Consider the following 19,019-nt stretch of genomic DNA (forward strand, 5'->3'; position numbering starts at 1 on the left):
GCAGCGCGGCCCTCCCGCGCACGGCATGCTGTCCCTTCCGCATGTTCCCGCAGGAGGTCGCAACGTGCCCGACGCGCTCAGCTACGCCGACGCCGTTCGTCTGCTCGGCGGGGAGAAGAGCAGGGTCGTCGACTGGTTCGACAAGCTGACCGGAGGAGCCCTGCTGGCCGCCTCGGCACCGGTGCCGGCGCTGCTGGGGATCTTCGACGCGAAGGCGGAGTTCGTCCGGCTCGGCCACGAACTGGTACGCGGCGTGTCCGAGAAGCGCTCCGGGCTGTCCCGGTACGACCGCACGCAGCGCCTGGAGGCGGCGCACGCCGTCATCGCGGTGACCGCCCTCTTCGAGGTGCTGAGCGAGATCGACCTGCCCTTCGACGTGGCGAGCGCCCGGATCAGCAAGGCCGAGCAGTTGTCGTTGGCCGGCGCAGGGGCGGTGCACGGGGCGGCCCTCACCGACGCGTTCTTCGCCACCGCGGCGCCGCTGCCCGGTCCGCAACTGCCCTATCCCGCGTTCCGCCATGCCCTGGTCGCCTACTACGGCGGGCTCGTCGGCCGGCTGCTGCACCTCCTACGCGGCCTGGCCGCGTGGGAGTCCGTCGAAGAATGGCGGCGACAGGCGACGGAGGAGGTGCTGCTCCGGCTGCCCAAGATCGCCGCCGACCGGCACCGCGACCTGCTGACCCAGCTCGCGGTGGACTACGTCGAGGTGTCGTTCTGGATCGGCCTGCACGAGCACGAGGCGACCCGGACGCAGGTGCGTGCCCTCTCGGCGGGGCTGGACGAGATGCGGCAGGCTCTGGTCGCCCTCTCCGCGGGACGCCCGCCCGACGGCCGGCGGGCGGCGCTCGCCCTGGCGTACACCGCGGAGCTGGGCCGGCCGATCATCTCGTCCGGGGACGCGCCGACCGGGCTGACGGTGCCGACGCTCGGCGAGGCGTACGTGCCGCCGCTGTGCCGGATCGAGGAGCTGCCCGCCCACGCGCGACCGAGCGACGAGGCGTGGTGGGACGGGCGGCCGTTGCGTGACGACCTGTGGCAGTCCCTGGTCGTGCACCTCACCTCGCCGAACGCCACCCGCGCCCCGCTGCTGGTGCTCGGCCAGCCGGGCTCCGGCAAGTCCGTGCTGACCCGGGTCCTCGCCGCGCAGCTGCCGGCTGCCGACTTCATGGTGGTGCGGGTGGCGCTGCGGGCCGTCCACGCCGCCGGTGAGCTCCAGGACCAGATCGAGCAGGCGGTCCGTGACGACACCGGAGAGCGGGTGGAGTGGCCCGGCCTGTCCAGGTCGGCCGGCGACGCCCTGCCGGTCGTGCTGCTCGACGGCTTCGACGAGTTGCTCCAGGCCACCGGGGTCAGCCAGACCGACTACCTGCGCCGGGTGGCGGCCTTCCAACGGCGCGAGGCCGACCAGGGGCGGCCGGTGGCGGTGCTGGTGACCAGCCGTACCAGCGTCGCCGACCGGGCGCAGCCGCCGCCCGGCACGGTGGCGGTGCGGCTGGAGCCGTTCGACGGCGAGCGGGTACGCGCCTGGACCGCCACCTGGAACCGGGTGAACGACACGGCGTTCCGCGCGCTCGGCGTGCAGCCGCTGGAGCCGACGGCGGTGCTGGCCCACCGTGAGCTGGCCGAACAGCCGCTGTTGCTGCTGATGCTGGCGCTCTACGACGCCGAGGGCAACGACCTGCGATCGGCCGGCGAGCTGCCCCGGGGCGAACTCTACGAGCGCCTGCTGCGCAGCTTCGCCCGCCGCGAGGTCCTGAAGCACCGGCCGGGCCTGTCCGAGCGGGACCTGGCCCGGGCGACGGAGGACGAGCTGCGCAGGTTGTCGATCGTGGCGTTCGGCATGTTCAGCCGGGGCGTGCAGTGGATCACCGAGAACGACTTCGAGTCGGATCTCGCCGCGCTGCCGTTCCTGGGCAGCCGTCCGGCGGCCGTCGCGACCGACGGACACCTGCGTACCCCGCTGCGACCTGCCGAGATCGTCCTGGGCCGCTTCTTCTTCGTGCACCGTTCACAGGCGATGCGAGACGAGACCCGGTCCAGCACCTACGAGTTCCTGCACGCCACCTTCGGTGAGTTCCTGGTCGCCCGGACGACCGCGCTGGTGCTGGACGACCTGGCGACCCGGGAGGCGAGCGCCCTGCTGGGGGCCACGCCGACGGACGATGATCCGCTCCACGCCCTGCTGTCCTTCGCGACACTGACCGGACGCACCCCGATCGTCACCTTCCTCACCGAGATCCTGACGACGTGGGGCGGAAGCCGGCGGGACGCCGTCGTCGACATGCTGCTGCGCCTGTTCCGGGCGGCGACCGGCCGGCGACCGGCCCGCCACTTCGAGTCGTACGAGCCTCGGCAGTTGTCGGTTCCGAAGCGCCACGCGGTGTACGGCGTGAACCTGCTCGTGCTGCTGCTGCTCGCCGCGAGCGGGCAACTGCGGGCAAGCGAACTCCACCCTGACCGCGGCGACGCGGTGGCCGAGTGGAACCGACAGGCTCTCTTCTGGCGTTCCCAGCTCAGCGACAGCGAGTACGCCGGGCTGTTGGGCGTCGTGCGCGTCGAGCGGGCGTGGACGGCGACGCGACGGGATCTGCTCCTCTCCATCGGCGAAGGTCGGGACGAGCCGCAGCCGCCGGCGGGCGAACCCCGCTGGTTCGTCACCGGCTCCAGGGACGACAGCCCTTCGGAGGAGGACGCGGCGGATTACTACTCACGGGCCGGAAGCGACTTCGCCCTGCTCGCTCGGGCCGCGCACTTCGAGTGCGACCCGAACCTCGACACGGCGCTGCACGCGCTGGGACCGCTGGGCCGTCCGCTCGACGCGCTCGACGGCTTCTGGACGTTCGCGGACGGCGACCGGTCGGAGGCCCGGCTCCTGCTCGACGTGTCGCTACTCCCGATCCTCGGCACGGAGGCCGCCGAGCGGGAGCGGGCCTACCAACGCCTGCTGGCCGTGGAAGATCCGGACGCCCCGCATGGGCTGCCGATTCCGGGGTTCGTGCTGGACCGGATCTCGACCGACCACGGGTTGTCCGCCGAATTCGTCGTCGACGTGCTGCGCCACATCCAACAGGACCGGATGGTCGTCGGCTCTCTCCTGACGTCGGCCGCCCGCTGCGTCCTTGCCTTCCTCGGTCGCGGCCGGCAGACCGACCTCAGCCTCGGGGAGCTGGCCGAGGACCTGATCGCCGGCGCGCGGGAGTTCGCCGCCATGGGCGCTCGTCGGCTCGACTGGGTGGACATCGACACCGCGGAACTGCTGGTCCGCACGTACGAGGCAGGCGTGCGGCGGCATCCGGTGTCGGTGGCCGAAGCGGCGAGCTTCCGCGCCCGGCACGGGGCCCGTCGTCCTGACCTGGTCGACCGGTTGATTCCGCTCACCGACCCGTCCGATCAGCGATCTGGTCGCAAACACCGACAGGACGGTGTCGCGGACGGGGCGGAGGCTCTCTCCTGACGGCACCGGCCGAGCGGCCGGCGCGCGAACGGGAGGCGACACATGTCCACGATCACCGGCGGGGTCAACTGGTTCGAGGTCGGCACGGACCGGCCGGAGGAGACCGGACGCTTCTACACCGACCTGTTCGGCTGGGCGTACGGCGAGCAGGGGACGCCGGAGGCGTCGTACCGGGTGGCGGAGCCGGGACCGGAGGGATCCATCCAGGGCGCGGTCCGGGACACCGGCGGGACGAGCCCGAACTACGCCATCTTCTACGTGCAGGTGGCCGACGTGGCCGACGCCGCCCGGCGGGCGGAGGCGGCGGGCGGCAAGGTGCTGGTGCCGCCGAGGTCCAATGACAACGGGCTCACCTTCGCCCACCTGGCCGATCCGGTCGGCAACCACTTCGGCGTCTACGCCCCGCCGCCGCAGGTCTGAGCAGACCCGGCCGGATCGCCGTCCGCCCCGGTCGGATCGCCGGGACGGACGGCGTACGTCACCTGCCGGCCGGTCCGCCGTGCCCGCCGCGACCGCCCGGGCCGGGCAGGACGCCCGCCTCGACGGCGGCGGTGACGGCGTCGGCCTGCTCCTGGGTGAGCTTGCCGTCCTCGACGGCCTGCGCCAGGCGCTCCTTCAGCGCGGCCTGCCGCTCGGCGGAGCCGCCCTTCTCGGGCCGGTCGCCCTTCTCGCCCTTCCCGGGCCGGTCGGCCGGCTCGTGGTCCGCGCGCAGCTTCTCCAGCGCGGCTGTCACCTTGTCGGTGTCGACGCCCAACTCCTCGGCCAGCTTCCCGGCGAACTCCGCCTGCCGGTCGGTCCGCTGCTGCTGCCGGTCGCCGTCCTGACTGGCGCTGCTGCTGGCGCTCGGCGTCGGGGTGGCGCCGTCCGCGGCGAACGCGACCGCCGGGGCGGTGAGGCCCACGCCGAGTACGCCGGCTGCGGCCAGCCCGGCCAGCACGTGCCTCTTCCTCATGGTGCGGGACATGTCGTCCTCCAACTCGTCGGTGCACGGTGCGATGACGTCACCGACAGTGACCGGCCGGGCTGGACGGGAACCATGGCGACCCTGTCAGCCAGCTGGCAATCCCGGCGGTGCGACCGGACAAACGGTTTGCCCCCGCGCGCGAGAGCGGTAAGGGTGTGCGGTCGGTAGGGCGCCGGCCGGGGCGTGACGTCCGTGGGCACCCGCAGGGCGGCGCCCCAGGCAGGCAGATGACGGAAGGTGATCTTCTTGACGATGTCCGCGAAGATCCGGGAGGTCCCGCTGACGGGGGCCGGCACCGGTCCGTACGCCATCACGGTCGGCCCCGACGGCGCGCTGTGGCTGACGCTGGTCCACGCGGGCGAGATCGCCCGGGTGGGCGCGGACGGTGAGCTGCGCACCTGGCCGGTGTCGCCCGACAGCCGACCGTTGATCATCACGCCGGGCCCCGACGGTGCCCTGTGGTTCACCCGATCCGGCGACGACCGGATCGGCCGGCTCACCACCGACGGCGAGCTGAGCGCCGTCGCGCTTCCGGCCGGGACCGGCCCCTGCGGCATCGCCGCGGGTCCCGACGGCGCCCTCTGGTACGCGGCCATGAGCGCCGACGCGATCGGCCGGGTCACCGTCGACGGGGAGCAGACGCGGTTCCCGCTGCCGGTGAGTGGCGGCTTCGCCTCGATGGTCGCCGCCGGGCCGGACGAGGCCGTCTGGTTCACGCTCAACCAGGCGAACGCGGTGGGCCGGATCGGCATGGACGGCGCCGTGACCCTGCACGCGTTGCCGACCGAGGGGGCCGCGCCGGTCGGCATCACCGCCGGCGTCGACGGGGCGCTCTGGTTCGTCGAGATCGGCGCCGGTCAGCTCGGCCGGATCACCCCGGACGGGCGGATCACCGAGTACCCGCTGCCGGACCGGTCCGCCCGGCCGCACGCGATCGTCGCCGACCCGGCCGGCGGCTGCTGGTACACCGAGTGGGGCGGCAACCGCATCGGCCACGTCGCCCCGGGCGGCGCGATCGACACCTACGACCTCCCCACCCCGGCCTCCGAACCCCACGGCCTCACGGTCGCCCCGGACGCCACGGTCTGGGCCGCCCTGGAAACGGGCGCCCTGGCCCACCTGACCCCCTGACCCCTGGCCCACCCACCCCCGCCCCTCGGCGCGTTGATCATGAAGTTGTTGCCGCCAGACGCCCGTATTGCCGCAATTAACTTCATGATCAACGCGCAGGGCAGGGCAGGGCGGGGCGGGGCGCGGCGGGCCGCACGGGGTGGGTGGGGTCAGCGGACGGCGGGGGTGACCGTCAGGGTGCCGGTTTCCGTGTCGAGGGTGGCCTCGGTGCCCACGGGGACGGTGAGCTGGCCGGGGCCGTGACCGATCGGCAGGCCGCCGAGGACGGGTACGCCGAGGTCGCCGAGGCGCTCGGAGAGCACGTCGGCCACGCCGACCGACCAGCCGTCCGCGCAGTCGGTGAACTGGCCCACCGCGACCCCGGCCAGTGAGTCCAGGACCCCGGCGCGGCGGAGCTGGGTGAGCATCCGGTCCACCTTGTAGGGCGGCTCCTGGACGTCCTCGACGAGCAGGACCGCGCCGGTCAGGTCCGGCATGTCCGGGGTGCCCAGCGACGCCACGACCAGGCAGAGGTTGCCGCCCAGCAGCGGGCCGGTGGCCCGGCCGGGTACGCGTACCGCGAAGGTCTCCTCCTCGGCGACGGCGCTGACCGCGACCGGTTCGGTGGTCATCAGGGCGGCGTGCAGCGACTCGGCCGAGCGCAGCGGCGTGCGCTCGTCCAGCCAGGCCGCCCCCGGGCCGTGCACGCCGGCCAGCCGGGCGCCCCGCCAGAGCGCGAACTGCAACGCCGTGATGTCGGAGAAGCCGGCGACCACCTTCGGGTCGCGGCGTACGGCGGCCATGTCGATCGCGTCGACGATCCGCTGCGCGCCGTAGCCGCCCCGGGTGCAGATCACCCCGCGCACCTCGGGATCGGCGAACGCCGCGTTCAGGTCGGCGGCGCGCAGGTCGTCCGCGCCGGCGAGGTAGCCCTGCCGGGCGTACGCGTTCGGCGCCAGCACCGGCCGCAGTCCCCAGCCGGTGAGCAGCTCGACACCCCGGGCCACCCGTTCCGGCCGGGTCGGCCCGGACGGCGACACCAGCATCACCGTGTCGCCGGGGCGCAGCGCCGGCGGTCGTACGGCGGTGGCGGGACTCGTGCGGGCGAGGTCTGACACAGCGGCAGAGCCTAGTCGCGTACGCGCGGCGCCGGGCGCGCACCGGGTCACCCGTCGCCGCCGCGCCGGTGGAGGCGTTCCGGGGTCGGTCCGGGCCACCGGCTAGCCTCGACGTCGTGGCTACCGCGCTGGTGATCGAGAACGACCCGACCGACGACGTCCGCCGGCTGGGCGAGTGGCTGACCGAGGCCGGCCTCGACCTGTGGGTGGTCCGCGCCCACGCCGGTGACGAGATCCCCGCCGACCTGGAGGGATACTCGGCGCTGGTCGTGCTCGGCGGCGCGATGGCGCCGTACCCGCTGCCGGACGGGTCGCCCGCCGCGCCCTGGCTGCCGGCGCTGGAGGGGCTGCTGCGCAAGGCCGTCCGGCACCGGGTGCCGACCCTCGGCATCTGCCTCGGCGCGCAGCTGCTGGCCACCTCGCACGCCGGTGAGGTCGTACGCAGCCCGAGCGGCCCGGAGGTCGGCCCCTGCGTGGTCGGCAAGCGGGACGCCGCCGACACCGACCCGCTGTTCCGTTACGTTCCGCTGATCCCCGACGTGTTCCAGTGGCACGCCGACGAGATCACCGAGCTGCCCCGCGGCGCCACCCTGCTGGCGGCCTCCACCCGCTACCCCCACCAGGCGTTCCGCCTCGGCGACCGGGCCTGGGGGTTGCAGTTCCACATCGAGTGCGACACCGCCATGATCGCCGACTGGGCAGCCGACTCGAGGCTGCTGGCCGAGCTGGGCTACGACCCCGACCTGGTGGTGGCGGCCTGCCACGACGTGATGGTCGACGTCGAGGAGGTCTGGCAGCCGTTCGCCGCCAGGTTCGCCGCGCTGGCCCTCGGTGAGCTGGAGGACGCCACGCCCCGCCGCAGCCTGCCCCTGCTCGGGCAGTGATGAGCCGGCCGGCCAGGGCCGCGGGACGGCTCGCCCGCTACGGCTTCGGCACCGACGGCGGGGCCGGCGCCACCCGCGCGGCCGACCTGCTCGGCCCGGACGGGCTGGGGCTGTGGCGGCCGGACGTGCAGGAGCCCACCGACGACCGCGCGGCGGAGCTGCTCGCCGAGCTCTCCCGGGCCGCCGACCCGGACCTGGCGCTGCGTCAGCTGCACCGCATCGTCGAGGCCGAGCGCCGGACGGCCGCGAACGGCGCCGGCCGCGCCACGGGCCGTTCCGGGGGGAAGGCCCACCCCGGGACGCCGGTCGCGGCCGAGCGTCGGGCGACCCCGGAGCAGGCGCCGTCGGCGCTGCTGGCGGGGCTCGCCGACGACCCCGGCCTGCGCCGCCGGCTGATCGCCGTCCTCGGCGCCTCGTCGGCGCTCGGCGACCACCTGGTCGCCAACCCGGACCAGTGGCCGGCGCTGCGCACCGCCCCGGACGGGCTGGCGCCGACCGCCGAGGGGCGGCTCGACCTGTCCGGCGACGGGCAGCCGGTGGCGGTGCTGCGCAGGGCGTACCGGCTGGCGCTGTTGCGGATCGCGGCGGCCGACCTGACCGGCGGCCGGGGCCTGGAGCAGACCATGGCCGCGCTCTCCGCGCTGGCGGACGCGACCCTGGCGGCGGCGTACGAGATCGCGGTCGGCGAGCTGCCGGCGGGCACCCCCCGGCCCCGGCTGGCCGTCGTGGCGATGGGCAAGTGCGGCGGCGACGAGCTGAACTACGTCTCCGACGTCGACGTGATCTTCGTGGCCGCCGAGGACGACGACCTCGCGGCGGCCACCACGGTCGCCACCCGGCTCATCCACGTCTGCGGGCTGGTCGCCTGGCCGGTCGACGCGGCCCTGCGCCCGGAGGGCAACCGGGGGCCGCTGGTGCGGACGCTGGCCAGTCACCTCGCCTACTACCGGCGGTGGGCGCGCACCTGGGAGTTCCAGGCGCTGCTCAAGGCGCGGCCGGCGGCCGGCGACCTGGCGCTGGGCCGGGAGTGGATCGACCAGCTCGCCCCGCTGGTGTGGCGGGCCGCCGAGCGGCCCGAGGCGGTCGAGGACGTCCGCGCCATGCGGCGCAGGATCATCGACAACATCCCGCCGAAGGAGCTGGAGCGCGAGATCAAGCGGGGGCCGGGCGGGCTGCGCGACATCGAGTTCGCCGTGCAACTGCTGCAACTGGTGCACGGTCGGGGCGACGAGTCGCTGCGGGTGCCCGGCACCATCCCGGCGCTGCGCGCGCTGGTCGCCGGCGGCTACGTCGGCCGGGCCGACGGCGAGGCGCTGCTGCGCGGCTACCGCTTCCTGCGCGGCGTCGAGCACCGCCTCCAGCTCCAGGGGCTGCGCCGCACCCACACCGTGCCGACCGAGCCGGCCGCGCTGCGCTGGCTGGCCGCCGCGCTGGGCCACACCGCCACGCCGGGCCGCAGCGCCGTCGAGGAGTTCCGCGCCGAGTGGGTCACCCACGCCGCCGAGGTACGCCGACTGCACGCCAAGCTGCTCTACCGGCCGCTGCTGGAGTCGGTGGCCCGGGTGCCGGCCGACGGGCTGCGGCTGACCCCCGAGGCGGCCCGGCACCGGCTGGAGATCCTCGGCTTCGCCGACCCCGCCGGGGCGCTGCGTCACCTCCAGGCCCTCACCGGCGGGGTGAGCCGCACCGCCGCCATCCAGCGCACCCTGCTGCCGGTGCTGCTCAGCGAGTTCGCCGACGCCCCCGAGCCGGACCGCGGCCTGCTCAACTACCGGCAGGTCTCCGACAAGCTCGGCAGCACCCCCTGGTACCTGCGCCTGCTGCGCGATTCCGGGCCGGTGGCCCGCCGGCTGGCCCGGGTGCTCTCCTCCTCCCGGTACGCCGCCGACCTGCTGGCCCGCGAGCCGGAGGCGCTGCGGCTGCTGGCCGAGGAGAGCGAGCTGGCGCCCCGGCCCCGCACGGTCCTCTGCGAGGGCTTCGCCGCCGCCGCGGCCCGGCACTCCGATCCGGTCGAGGCCACCCGGGCGATCCGCGCGCTGCGCCGCCGGGAACTGGTCCGGATCGCCTGCGCCGACCTGCTGAGCCGGGCCGGCTCGCTGGCCCCGTCGCCGCCCCGGCCCGACGGCGGGCGCGCGGCGCTGGGCCTGGCCGACGTGACCGCCGTCGGCACCGCCCTGGCGGACGTCACCGACGCCACCCTGGCCGCCGCCCTGCGGGCCGCCCGCGCGGCCCAACCGCCCGTGCCGGGGCTGCGCTTCGCCGTCATCGGCGTGGGCCGCCTCGGCGGATACGAGTCGAACTACCTCTCGGACGCCGACGTGCTCTTCGTCTACGACGCGCCCTCCGGCGCGGGCGACGGCGCGGCGGGTGCCGCCGCCCGCGCGATCGCCGAGGAGCTGCGCCGGCTGCTCGGCATGCCCGCGCCCGACCCGCCGCTGGGCGTCGACGCCGACCTGCGCCCCGAGGGCCGGCAGGGCCCGCTGGTGCGCAGCCTCGCCGCGTACGCGCAGTACTACGCCCGCTGGTCGAAGGTGTGGGAGGCGCAGGCGCTGCTGCGGGCCCGGTTCGTCTGCGGCGACGCCGACCTCGGCACCGAGTTCGTGGCGATGGTCGACCCAGTGCGCTACCCGGCCGACGGGCTGAGCCGCGAGCAGGTGGTCGAGATCCGCCGGATCAAGGCGCGGGTGGAGCACGAGCGGCTGCCCCGGGGCGCCGACCCGGCCACCCACACCAAGCTGGGGCGGGGTGGCCTCGCCGACGTCGAGTGGGCGGTGCAGCTGCTCCAGCTCCGGCACGCGGGGGCGATCCCGGCGCTGCGCGGCACGCGTACGCTCGACGCCCTCGCGGCGGCCCGGGACGCGGGCCTGGTCGACCCGACGGACGCCACGGAGATGGCGGCCGGCTGGACGCTGGCCGCCCAGGTCCGCAACGCGCTGATGCTGGTCCGCGGCCGGGAGGGCGACCAACTGCCCCGGCACGGCGTCGAGCTGGCCGGGGTGGTCCGGCTGCTCGGCCGCGACGACCCCGGCGAGTTCCTCGACGAGTACCTGCGCACCTGCCGCCGCTCCCGGGCGGCGATGGAACGGGTGCTCGACTCCTGAACCCGCCGCCCGGCCGGGGTCGTCGCTGCGGAACTCAGCGGCGGCGGTGCACCAGCACCACGTGGTCGACCAGCTCGCCGGTCTCGCCGTTCGGGCCGGTGGCCTGCCGGCGCGGGGCGCCGAGCCGATCGGTGTCCCAGCGGTCGGGGTCGAGGTCGAGCGCGGCCAGGGTCTCCTGCGGGGTGGAGAAGCGGGCGTGCGCGTGGTCGTGCCGCCCCCACGGTGGGGCCTCGCCGTGCTCGACGATCAGCAGCCGGCCGCCGGGGGCCACGGCCCGGGCCGCCGAGCGCAGCAGCTCCGCCCGGGGAAACTCCAGCGGCGACTGGAGGAACTGCGCGGAGACCAGGTCGTACTCGCCGGGCGGGAAGGTGCGGGTGAGGTCGTGCCGGCGGAACTCGATGCGGGATGTGACCCCGGCGGCGGCCGCCTCCTCGGCCGCGCGGGCCAGGGCGGTCTCGGAGACGTCGACGGCGGTCACCCGCCAGCCCCGCCCGGCCAGCCAGAGCGCGTCGCCGCCCTCCCCGCAGCCGAGGTCCAGCACGGTGCCGGCCGGCAGCGAACCGGCGACGTCGACCAGGATCGGGTTCGCCCGGCCGCTCCAGACCCGCTCGTGCCGCCCGTAGTGCTCCTCCCAGAACCGCGCGGTCTCCTCGTCCACGTCCGGGTGCCGCCCGTCGGGACCGGTGACCGGCGGGGTGTGGTCGTGCCGGTGCTGCCCGGCCGTCGTGTCGTGGTGCACGTCTCGTCCTCCTGCTGTGCTGCCTGCGTGACCTGACCCGCCGATCGTGCGCGCCCGACGAGGATTGAGCAAGCAACGTTGCCGGAACGGCAAATCCGGACCCGTCGGCGAGCCGCCGCCCCGACCCGGCGACGGGCCGGCTGACGTGGTAGGACTGCTCGGTGCCGACGAACACCGCCGAACCATCCACCGCTCCACGGCGGGGAGACGTGGACGCGACGCGCGCCGTCCGTCGCAGCCTGCTCGGCACGCTCCTGGCGGCGGCGGTGCTGGCCGGCGCGTTCCTGCTCGCGCCCCCCATGGGCACCGACCTGGCCGCGCAGGCCGCCCGCGCCGGCTTCGCCGCACGGCACGGCCCCGCCCCCGTCGACTTCTCCTGGTACGGCGGGGTCAACCAGTTCGGCTACAGCCTCTACACCCAGACGCTCGGCGCGGCGGTCGGGACACGGGTGGTCGGCGCGATCGCGGCGGTCGTCTCCGCCGTGGCGCTGGCCTGGCTGCTGATCCGGGCGCGGGCCCGCCGGCCACTGCTCGGCGGGGTGCTCGGCGCCGTCGTGCTCGTGGGAAACCTGGCCAGCGGCCGGATCACCTTCGCGGTCGGCCTGATGCTGGGCCTGCTGGCCCTCTGCGCCGTCGCCACCCGCCGCGGCCCCCGCCGGGGGCGGCTGGTGCTGGCTGCGGCGTTGGGAGCCCTCGCGACCTGGGGCAGCCCGGTCGCCGGCCTGTTCACCGGGCTGGCCGGGGGAGCCCTGCTGGTCACCGACGTGTGGCGGGCGCGGTCGCTGCGCGGACTGCGGGCGGAGGGCCTGGTGCTGTGCCTGGCCCCGCTGGCCGCGATCGGACCGATGGCGCTGCTGTTCGGCAACGGCGGCCGGCAACCCTTCACCGCCGAGTCCATGCGGATCAACGTCGCGCTCGCCGTCGCGGTGCTCGCGTTCGTGCCGGTCCGGGTCCTGCGCGTCGGTGCCGCGCTCAGCGCGCTGCTGCTCGTGGCGGCCTACTACCTGCCCACCCCGATCGGGTCGAACGCGCTGCGCCTGCCGATGCTCTTCGCACTGCCGGTCGTCGCCGCGTTCGCCACGCTCGGCTCGCGGTGGCTGGCCGCCCTGCTGGCCGCCCTGCTCTGGTGGCAGTCGCCGGTGATGACCAGCGACCTGGCCCGGATGGGTTCCGCACCCGTGCACGCCGCGTTCCACGAACCGTTGCTGGACGAGCTGCGCCGGCGGGCGCCCGTCGGCCGGGTCGAGGTGGTGCCGCTGCGCGACCACTGGGAGAGCGCGTACGTGGCGGAGGCGGTGCCGTTGGCGCGCGGCTGGGAGCGGCAGGTCGACGTGGACCGCAACCCGCTGTTCTACGGCTCGGGACCCGACGCGGCCGAGTACGGCGACTGGCTGCGGCGCAACGCGGTCAGCTTCGTGGCGGTGGCGCCCGACGATGTCCCCGACCGGTACGCGCGCAGCGAGGCGGCACTCGTGCTCGCCGGGCAGCCGTACCTGCGTGAGGTGGCGCGGCCCGGCAGGTGGCGGCTCTACGAGGTGGTGGACCCGGCACCACTGGTCTCCCCGCCGGCCAGGCTCGTCGAGTCCACCGCCGCCGGCGTGCGGTTCACCGTCGACGCCCCCGCCGACGTCCTGGTGCGTGTGCGCTGGTCCCGCTGGCTGTCGCTGCCGGGCGCCGACGGTTGCCTGCGCCCCGGTCCCGACGAGTGGACGACCGTCCGCGCCCGGGCCGCCGGCACGTACCGGATCACCAGCAGCCTCTCGCCGGCGGAGCACTGCGGCCCGACCGGCTCGTGACGCCCGCCCGGGGCCACCGGGGAGATCGGCCGCCAGTGCCCACCCGTCTGCGCCCGGCCGCCGTACTGGCAGCATGTCCCGCGTGCCTCACCACCTCGCGCGCTGGATCGGCCTCGCCGGCTCGACGCTGCTCGCCGTGGCCGCGTTCCTCGGCGGAGCGTTCCCCGACGGCGACCTGCGCCCCACCCCGGTCAGCATCTGGCAGGGCCCGTACGGCCCGCTGATCATCGCGACCTGGGCGGTCGGCACCGGCGCGATGGCGTACGCCTGGTGGACGCTGCGCGACCGGGTGCCGTCGACCCGCTGGGCACTGGTCACCATCGGGCTCTGGCTGCTGCCGCTGCTGCTCACGCCGCCGCTGGGCAGCCGGGACGTGTACGCGTACGCCTGCCAGGGCGCCAGCTACGCCGCCGGGCTCAACCCGTACGAGCAGGGCGTCTCCGCGCTGCCGTGCCCGTGGCTGGACAGCATCTCCTACATCTGGCGGGACACCGCGGCGCCGTACGGCCCGCTGTTCGTGCTGCTCGCCGGGGCGGTGGTCGAGGCGACCGGGTCGCTGGTCGGCAGCATCGTGCTGTTCCGGCTGCTCGCCGTCGTCGGAGTGGGGCTGACGGCGGCCAGCCTGCCGGCGCTGGCCCGCCGCTGCGGCGTACCGGCCGGGCGGGCGGTCTGGCTGGCGCTGGGCTCGCCGGTGATCGGGGTGCACCTGGTCTCGGGGGCGCACAACGACGCGCTGATGGTGGGACTGCTCGTCGCCGGACTGGCCGTGGTGGTGTCCCGGCCGGGCCGCCCCGGGCCGCTGCTCGGCGGGGGAGCGCTGCTCGGGCTCGCCGCCGCGATCAAGGTGACCGCGCTGGTCGTGGTGCCGTTCGCGGCGCTGGCCGCGATCGTCGGGGCGTACTCGATCAGGGCGCTGGTGCGCGACGGCGGGTGGGTGGTCGGCGGGGCGGTCGCTGCCGTGATCGGCGCGACCCTCGCCACCGGCCTGGGCTTCGGCTGGGTGACCGGGCTGGAGCAGGGCGGCCTGGTGGTGGCCTGGACCTCGCCGTCGACGGCGGTGGGGCAGACCGTCGGTTACCTCGCCGCGCCGTTCGGCTGGCACGGCGACCCGCTGCCGGCCACCCGGGGGATCGGCATGGCGGCGCTGGCGCTGGTGCTGCTCTGGCTGTGGTGGCGGGCGCGCACCCGGGAGCCGATCTGGCACGCCGGCCTGGCGCTGGCCGCCACCGTCGCGCTCGCCCCGCTCTACCACCCCTGGTACTGGACGTGGCCGCTCGCGGTGCTCGCGGCCACGGCCCGGCGCTCCGGGTGGTTCGCGGTCGTCGCGATCGTCTCGTCGTTCCTGGTGCTCGCCGACGGCACGGGGCTGCCCCGGTACACCAAGACCGTAGGGGCGCCGCTGATGGCGCTGTTCGTGATCGTGGTGGTGGTCCGCTTGGTACGGTCGGCCCGGGCGGCCCGTCGACCGGCCGCCGTGGACTGAGGAGAGGGACGCCGGTGACCGCTCCCGGCGCTGTGCCGGTCCCGCCCGGCACCCCGCCCCCGCCCGGCCCGCCACCCGGGCCTCCGCCGTCGCCCGGACCTGTTCCGCCGTCACCCGGTGCCGCCCGGTCCGCTCGCTACGCCGGCCTGGTCGGGGCGGTGCTGCTGACCGTCGCCGGCTGGCTCGGCGGCGCGCTGCCCGGGGCAGCCACCCCTGCTCGGGGCCTCGGCGACGAGCCGTGGCCCGTCGCGCTGTGGCTCGTCGGCACCGGGCTGATGGTCGGCGCCTGGTGGGCGCTGCGCCGGGGCGCGCCGTCGACGCGGTGGGCGTACCGGACCGCCGGGCTGTGGGCGCTGCCGCTGCTGGCCGCGCCGCCGCTGGGCAGCCGGGACGTCTACTCGTACGCCTGCCAGGGCTGGGCGTACGCGCACGGCGTCGACCCGTACGCCGTCGGTGTGGCCGGGGCCGGCTGTCCCTGGGTGGACGCGGTCGCGCCGATCTGGCGGGACACGCCCGCGCCGTACGGGCCGTTCTTCGTGCTGCTCGCCGCGCTCGCGGTGACCCTCGGCGGCGGCCTGGTGGGCGCGATCGTGGCGTTCCGGCTGCTCGCGGTCGCGGGCGTGCTGCTGACCGCCGGATGCCTGGTCGGGCTGGCCCGGGCCGCCGGCGTACCCACCCGCCGGGCGGCCTGGCTGGCGCTGGCCGGCCCGCTGGTGGGGGTGCACCTGATCGCCGGAGCGCACAACGACGCGGTGATGCTCGGGCTGCTGACGCTGGGCCTGCTCGTGCTGGTCCGCCGGCCCGGCAGGCCGGGGCCGCTGCTGCTGGCCGGGGCGCTGCTCGGGCTGGCGGTGACCGTGAAGGCGACCGCCGTGGTGGTGCTCCCGTTCGCGGCGCTGGCCGCCGTGCACGGCCGTCACACCGTACGGGCGCTGCTGCGCGACGGCGGCTGGCTGGCCGGCGGGGTGCTCGGCGCGGTGGCCGTCACCTCGCTGCTCTCCGGGCTCGGCCTCGGCTGGGTGGGCGGGCTGACCCGCAGCGGCGACTCGGAGCAGTGGACGTCCCCGCCCACGGCGGTCGGCTTCGTCGTCGACTACGCGGGCGGGCTCGCCGGCCGGGAGCCGGGCGCGGTGCCGGTCACCCGCGCGGCGGCGCTGCTGCTGCTCGCCGTGCTGGTGGCGGCGCTGTGGTGGCGGGCCTGGACGGGGCTGCGCCGGGCGAGCGGCGTCGGGCAGCGGGTGGCTCGCCCGGAGGCCGCCCGCCCCCGGGCCGCGTTGCTCGGGGCCGGGCTGGCGCTGGCCGCCACGGTCGCGCTGGCCCCGGTCTTCCACCCCTGGTACGCCACCTGGCCGCTGGCGTTGCTCGCGGTCGCCGCGACGCGTACGACCTGGTTCGTGGCGCCCTGTGCGGCGGCGGCCTTCCTCGCCCTGCCCGACGGCACCAACCTGGCCCGGTTCAGCAAGGCCCCGGGCGCGCTGGCGATGACCGCGCTGGCGGCCGGGCTGGCGGTGTGGGGCCTGCTCCGACTCCGCCGGGCCGGTGCCGCGCGCCCGGACTGAGGGGCCGTGCCGCGCGTTCGGGCTGAGGGGCCGTGCCGCATGTTCGGGCTGAGGGGCCGTACCGCGCGTTCGGGCTGAGGGGCCGTGCCGCGCGTTCGGGCTGAGGGGCCGTGCCGCGCGTTCGGGCTGAGGGGCCGTGCCGCGCGTTCGGGCCGGCGGGGCTCGCGCCGCGTCCCCGGGGCGTCGCGCCCGTGCCGCGCGCCCGTCCGTGGCGCGCTGCGGCTGGCGGGTCCATGATCGTGGGATGAGCGCAGCCGAGGAGCCGTTGCCGGGCAACGCCACCGCCGGTGTGGTGCGCGTCGGCGACACCGTGCGCCGTCCGTCCGGCCCCTGGACCGACGCGGTGGACGCCCTGCTGGGACACCTGCACGCGGTGGGGTTCTCCGGCGCGCCCCGACCCCTGGGCCGGGACGCGCAGGGCCGGCAGGTGCTGGAGTACGTCCCCGGCGAGGTCGGCGCGGCGTCGGGCACGTACCCGGTGGCGGACCTGTTCGCGATCGGCCGGATGCTGGCCGGGCTGCACGAGGCGTTGGCCGGCTTCACCCCGCCGACAGGCGCGGCGTGGCAGCGGCTCATCCCGCCCGACCGGGAGGAACTCTTCTGCCACAACGACGTGGCCCCCTGGAACCTGATCAGGGCGGACCGGGGCTGGGTGCTCATCGACTGGGACGCCGCCGCGCCGGGCTCCCGGCTGTGGGACGTCGCGTACGCCGCGCAGAGCATGGCCGGCCTGCGCCCGGACCGGCCGGTGGCCGAGTCGGCGGCCCGGCTGCGCGCCTTCGCCGACGGCTACCGCCTCGACGAGGCGTCCCGCCCGGCCCTGGCCGGAATGCTCGGCCGCCGCGCCCGGGCGATGTACGACCTGCTGCGCGAGGGCGCGGAGCAGCGGCGCGAGCCGTGGGCCCGGATCTGGACCGAGGACGGCCCGTACTGGCTGGCCACCGCCGACCACCTCGCCGCCCACACGCGGGAATGGGAGGCGGCCCTGCGCTGACCGTCCTGCGGCGAGTGGAACGCTGTGGCTGTCAAAACCCTCGGTTGACAGCCGTGGTGTTCCACTCGCCGCCCGGGTGCCGCTGCCCCTGGTCTACGGGACCCGCTCGGTGGTACGCCCGCAGGACGGGCATCGGTCGCCGGTGCCGACCGGCCAGGGTCCGCGTAGGCGCTTGCGCAGGGCGATCGCCAACGGCAGCAGCGCGGGGCCGGCGACGCCGATGAGGACGGCCGTCGCGGCGAGGGCGTCCCAGCCGGGGTTGGGCGCGCCGCGCATGTTGCCGTCGAGCGCGCCGGCCAGCGGCTGAAGGAAGAGCAAGCCGACCGGGGTCAGCAGCACCAGCAGCGCCCAGCCGCCCCGGGGGTCGGCCCGCAGGGCCAGCCCCGCGCCGAGCAGCAGCACCACGACGAGCAGCGTCACGGCGGCGCCGGGCAGTATCCCACTCGCCGTCCAGCCGTAGTAGCTGACGTAGGAGTCGTAGCGGGGCAGCAGGTTGACACTCGTGAGGCCGGCGGCGGCCATCGCGAGCAGGGGCGCCGCCCGGATCAGCGCCGGCAGCCGTCCGGGCAGGGCCAGCGCCACCAGCCCCAGCCCAACCTGTGGCAGCAGCACGAACAGCGGTGGCCGGGGCAGGCCGGCGAGGGCCGCAACCGGTACGACCGCGACCGTGAGCAGCAGGGCCAGGGCCACCGCGCGGCGGGTCCAAACACCTGGTGCCGCCGCGTGCACGGCTGCGGCGAGCAGCCAGGCCGCCCACACCCCGATCCCGAGCGAGACGAACGGTCCGGCGTGCGGCACGCCCCACTGCGCCATCGGCGGGTGCAGCTCCAGCCCCGACCAGGCCCCCGCCAGCGCCGTCGCGGTGAGGAAGGCGAGGACGGCGGCGAGGCGTACGCCCGGGATCAGGTCGGCGGCCCCGGCGGCCCGCAGCCGCTGGCGCAGGCCGCCGCGCACGAGGTCCGCGGCGTCCGCGGGCGAGGGCCAGCGTTGCCCCGGCCCGGCCAGGTCGAGGTAGGTGCCGACGATCTCCGCGCCGCGTGCCCGCCGGTATTTGGCCGGGTACGCCCGCAACAGGCGGTGGTAGCGCCGCTCCAACTCGCTCATGCCAACCCCCCGGCGGTACGCGGCGCGAGCGGTCGGGCCGCGCGGGCGCGCAGGCGGGCGGTGGCCGCCTCGACGTTGCGGCGCAGGCGCTCGGTCTCGGCGCTCAGCGTGGCGTCGCCGGCGGGGGAGAGGCGGTAGTAGCGGCGCAGTCGGCCGTCCACCACCTCCTCGCGGTCGACCTCGACCAGGCCGGCGTCGGTCAGCCGGTCGAGCGCGCCGTAGAGGGTGCCGGGCCGCAGCGACACGCGCCCGTCGGAGAGGGCGGCGACCTCGCCGATCAGGCCGTAGCCGTGCATCGGCTCGCCGGCCAGCGCGGTGAGGATCAGGAAGGTGGGTTCGCGCAGCGGTGTGTCCACGCCAGCAATATAACGGACGCGAAGGTATTCAGTGGCCCGTTACATGGCTGGGGCGCCGCCCGGCCGCCTCGGCGGGCGAGGTAGGGGCGCGGATCGCGCGTCGAGTGGAACACCACGGGTGTCAAAGCCTTCCCGTGGCACCCGTGGTGTTCCACCGGCCGCGATCGCGGAGCCGGTCGGGCGGAGGGCGGTCCGGCCGGGCGGGGAAGGCGCGCGGTGAACGCGGGGGTGCGCGGTGAACGCAGGAAGGCCCCGGGGGGGACTTGGGTTCTAGGGATCGTTGCAACGCCTGACCTGATCAGGGGTTGCAGTGTTCGAGATCCGTGGAGATCGCCGGCCGCAGGGAGCGAAGAAGCT

At 76.0% G+C, this 19,019-nt stretch carries 14 protein-coding genes; 9 read left to right on the forward strand and 5 right to left on the reverse strand.

The genetic code is table 11. The features are described from left to right. Positions 1-64 precede the first annotated feature (64 nt). The gene (locus EV374_RS19430) at positions 65-3,454 is read left to right on the forward strand and encodes an NACHT N-terminal helical domain 7-containing protein (RefSeq protein WP_132237326.1); all 3,390 of its coding nucleotides are present in this window, start codon (positions 65-67) and stop codon (positions 3,452-3,454) included. A gap of 42 nt (positions 3,455-3,496) precedes the next feature. Continuing rightward, complete coding sequence (locus tag EV374_RS19435; protein ID WP_132237328.1) at positions 3,497-3,874, forward strand: VOC family protein; 378 nt, start codon at positions 3,497-3,499, stop codon at positions 3,872-3,874. Positions 3,875-3,932: 58 nt separating this feature from the next. On the opposite strand, the gene EV374_RS19440 is transcribed toward EV374_RS19435, so the two are convergent. Beyond that, positions 3,933-4,418, reverse strand: a complete 486-nt coding sequence (locus EV374_RS19440) for a hypothetical protein (protein ID WP_132237330.1) — start codon at positions 4,416-4,418, stop codon at positions 3,933-3,935. Between the two features lie 252 nt (positions 4,419-4,670). Between EV374_RS19440 and EV374_RS19445 the strand changes: the two genes are divergently transcribed. Then, positions 4,671-5,549 (forward strand): Vgb family protein, encoded by an 879-nt coding sequence (locus EV374_RS19445; RefSeq protein ID WP_486485849.1) that lies wholly within the window; start codon positions 4,671-4,673, stop codon positions 5,547-5,549. 149 nt (positions 5,550-5,698) lie between these two features. Here EV374_RS19445 and EV374_RS19450 read toward each other — a convergent pair whose 3' ends face one another. After that, positions 5,699-6,574, reverse strand: coding sequence for an LD-carboxypeptidase (locus EV374_RS19450; protein WP_132237398.1), 876 nt, complete (start codon positions 6,572-6,574; stop codon positions 5,699-5,701). A gap of 188 nt (positions 6,575-6,762) precedes the next feature. On the opposite strand from EV374_RS19450, the gene EV374_RS19455 reads away from it, so the two are divergent. Beyond that, complete coding sequence (locus tag EV374_RS19455; RefSeq protein WP_132237334.1) at positions 6,763-7,530, forward strand: type 1 glutamine amidotransferase; 768 nt, start codon at positions 6,763-6,765, stop codon at positions 7,528-7,530. Continuing rightward, the gene (locus EV374_RS19460; protein WP_132237400.1) at positions 7,530-10,631 is read left to right on the forward strand and encodes a bifunctional [glutamine synthetase] adenylyltransferase/[glutamine synthetase]-adenylyl-L-tyrosine phosphorylase; all 3,102 of its coding nucleotides are present in this window, start codon (positions 7,530-7,532) and stop codon (positions 10,629-10,631) included. The genes EV374_RS19455 and EV374_RS19460 overlap by 1 nt, the downstream gene beginning before the upstream one ends. Positions 10,632-10,665: 34 nt before the next feature. On the opposite strand, the gene EV374_RS19465 is transcribed toward EV374_RS19460, so the two are convergent. Beyond that, positions 10,666-11,370 (reverse strand): class I SAM-dependent methyltransferase, encoded by a 705-nt coding sequence (locus EV374_RS19465; protein ID WP_486485846.1) that lies wholly within the window; start codon positions 11,368-11,370, stop codon positions 10,666-10,668. 209 nt (positions 11,371-11,579) lie between these two features. Here EV374_RS19465 and EV374_RS19470 point away from each other — a divergent pair, with 209 nt between their 5' ends. The 4 genes from EV374_RS19470 to EV374_RS19485 all read left to right on the forward strand — a co-directional run bounded on the left by EV374_RS19470 (position 11,580) and on the right by EV374_RS19485 (position 17,202). After that, complete coding sequence (locus EV374_RS19470) at positions 11,580-13,166, forward strand: hypothetical protein (protein ID WP_132237338.1); 1,587 nt, start codon at positions 11,580-11,582, stop codon at positions 13,164-13,166. An 82-nt stretch (positions 13,167-13,248) separates the two neighbouring features. Further along, positions 13,249-14,649: a polyprenol phosphomannose-dependent alpha 1,6 mannosyltransferase MptB gene (gene mptB / locus EV374_RS19475; RefSeq protein WP_207914361.1), complete on the forward strand. Its 1,401-nt coding sequence runs from the start codon at positions 13,249-13,251 to the stop codon at positions 14,647-14,649. 32 nt (positions 14,650-14,681) lie between these two features. Then, positions 14,682-16,208, forward strand: a complete 1,527-nt coding sequence (gene mptB, locus EV374_RS19480; protein WP_132237402.1) for a polyprenol phosphomannose-dependent alpha 1,6 mannosyltransferase MptB — start codon at positions 14,682-14,684, stop codon at positions 16,206-16,208. Positions 16,209-16,452: 244 nt separating this feature from the next. Then, positions 16,453-17,202, forward strand: a complete 750-nt coding sequence (locus EV374_RS19485; RefSeq protein WP_132237342.1) for a phosphotransferase — start codon at positions 16,453-16,455, stop codon at positions 17,200-17,202. A gap of 93 nt (positions 17,203-17,295) precedes the next feature. Here EV374_RS19485 and EV374_RS19490 read toward each other — a convergent pair whose 3' ends face one another. Together EV374_RS19490 and EV374_RS19495 are read right to left on the reverse strand one after the other, a co-directional pair. Continuing rightward, the gene (locus EV374_RS19490) at positions 17,296-18,306 is read right to left on the reverse strand and encodes a hypothetical protein (protein WP_132237344.1); all 1,011 of its coding nucleotides are present in this window, start codon (positions 18,304-18,306) and stop codon (positions 17,296-17,298) included. Further along, the gene (locus EV374_RS19495) at positions 18,303-18,662 is read right to left on the reverse strand and encodes a PadR family transcriptional regulator (RefSeq protein WP_132237346.1); all 360 of its coding nucleotides are present in this window, start codon (positions 18,660-18,662) and stop codon (positions 18,303-18,305) included. The genes EV374_RS19490 and EV374_RS19495 overlap by 4 nt, the downstream gene beginning before the upstream one ends. Between the last annotated feature and the right edge of the window lie 357 nt (positions 18,663-19,019).

The sequence above is a fragment of the Micromonospora sp. CNZ303 genome, from assembly GCF_004345505.1.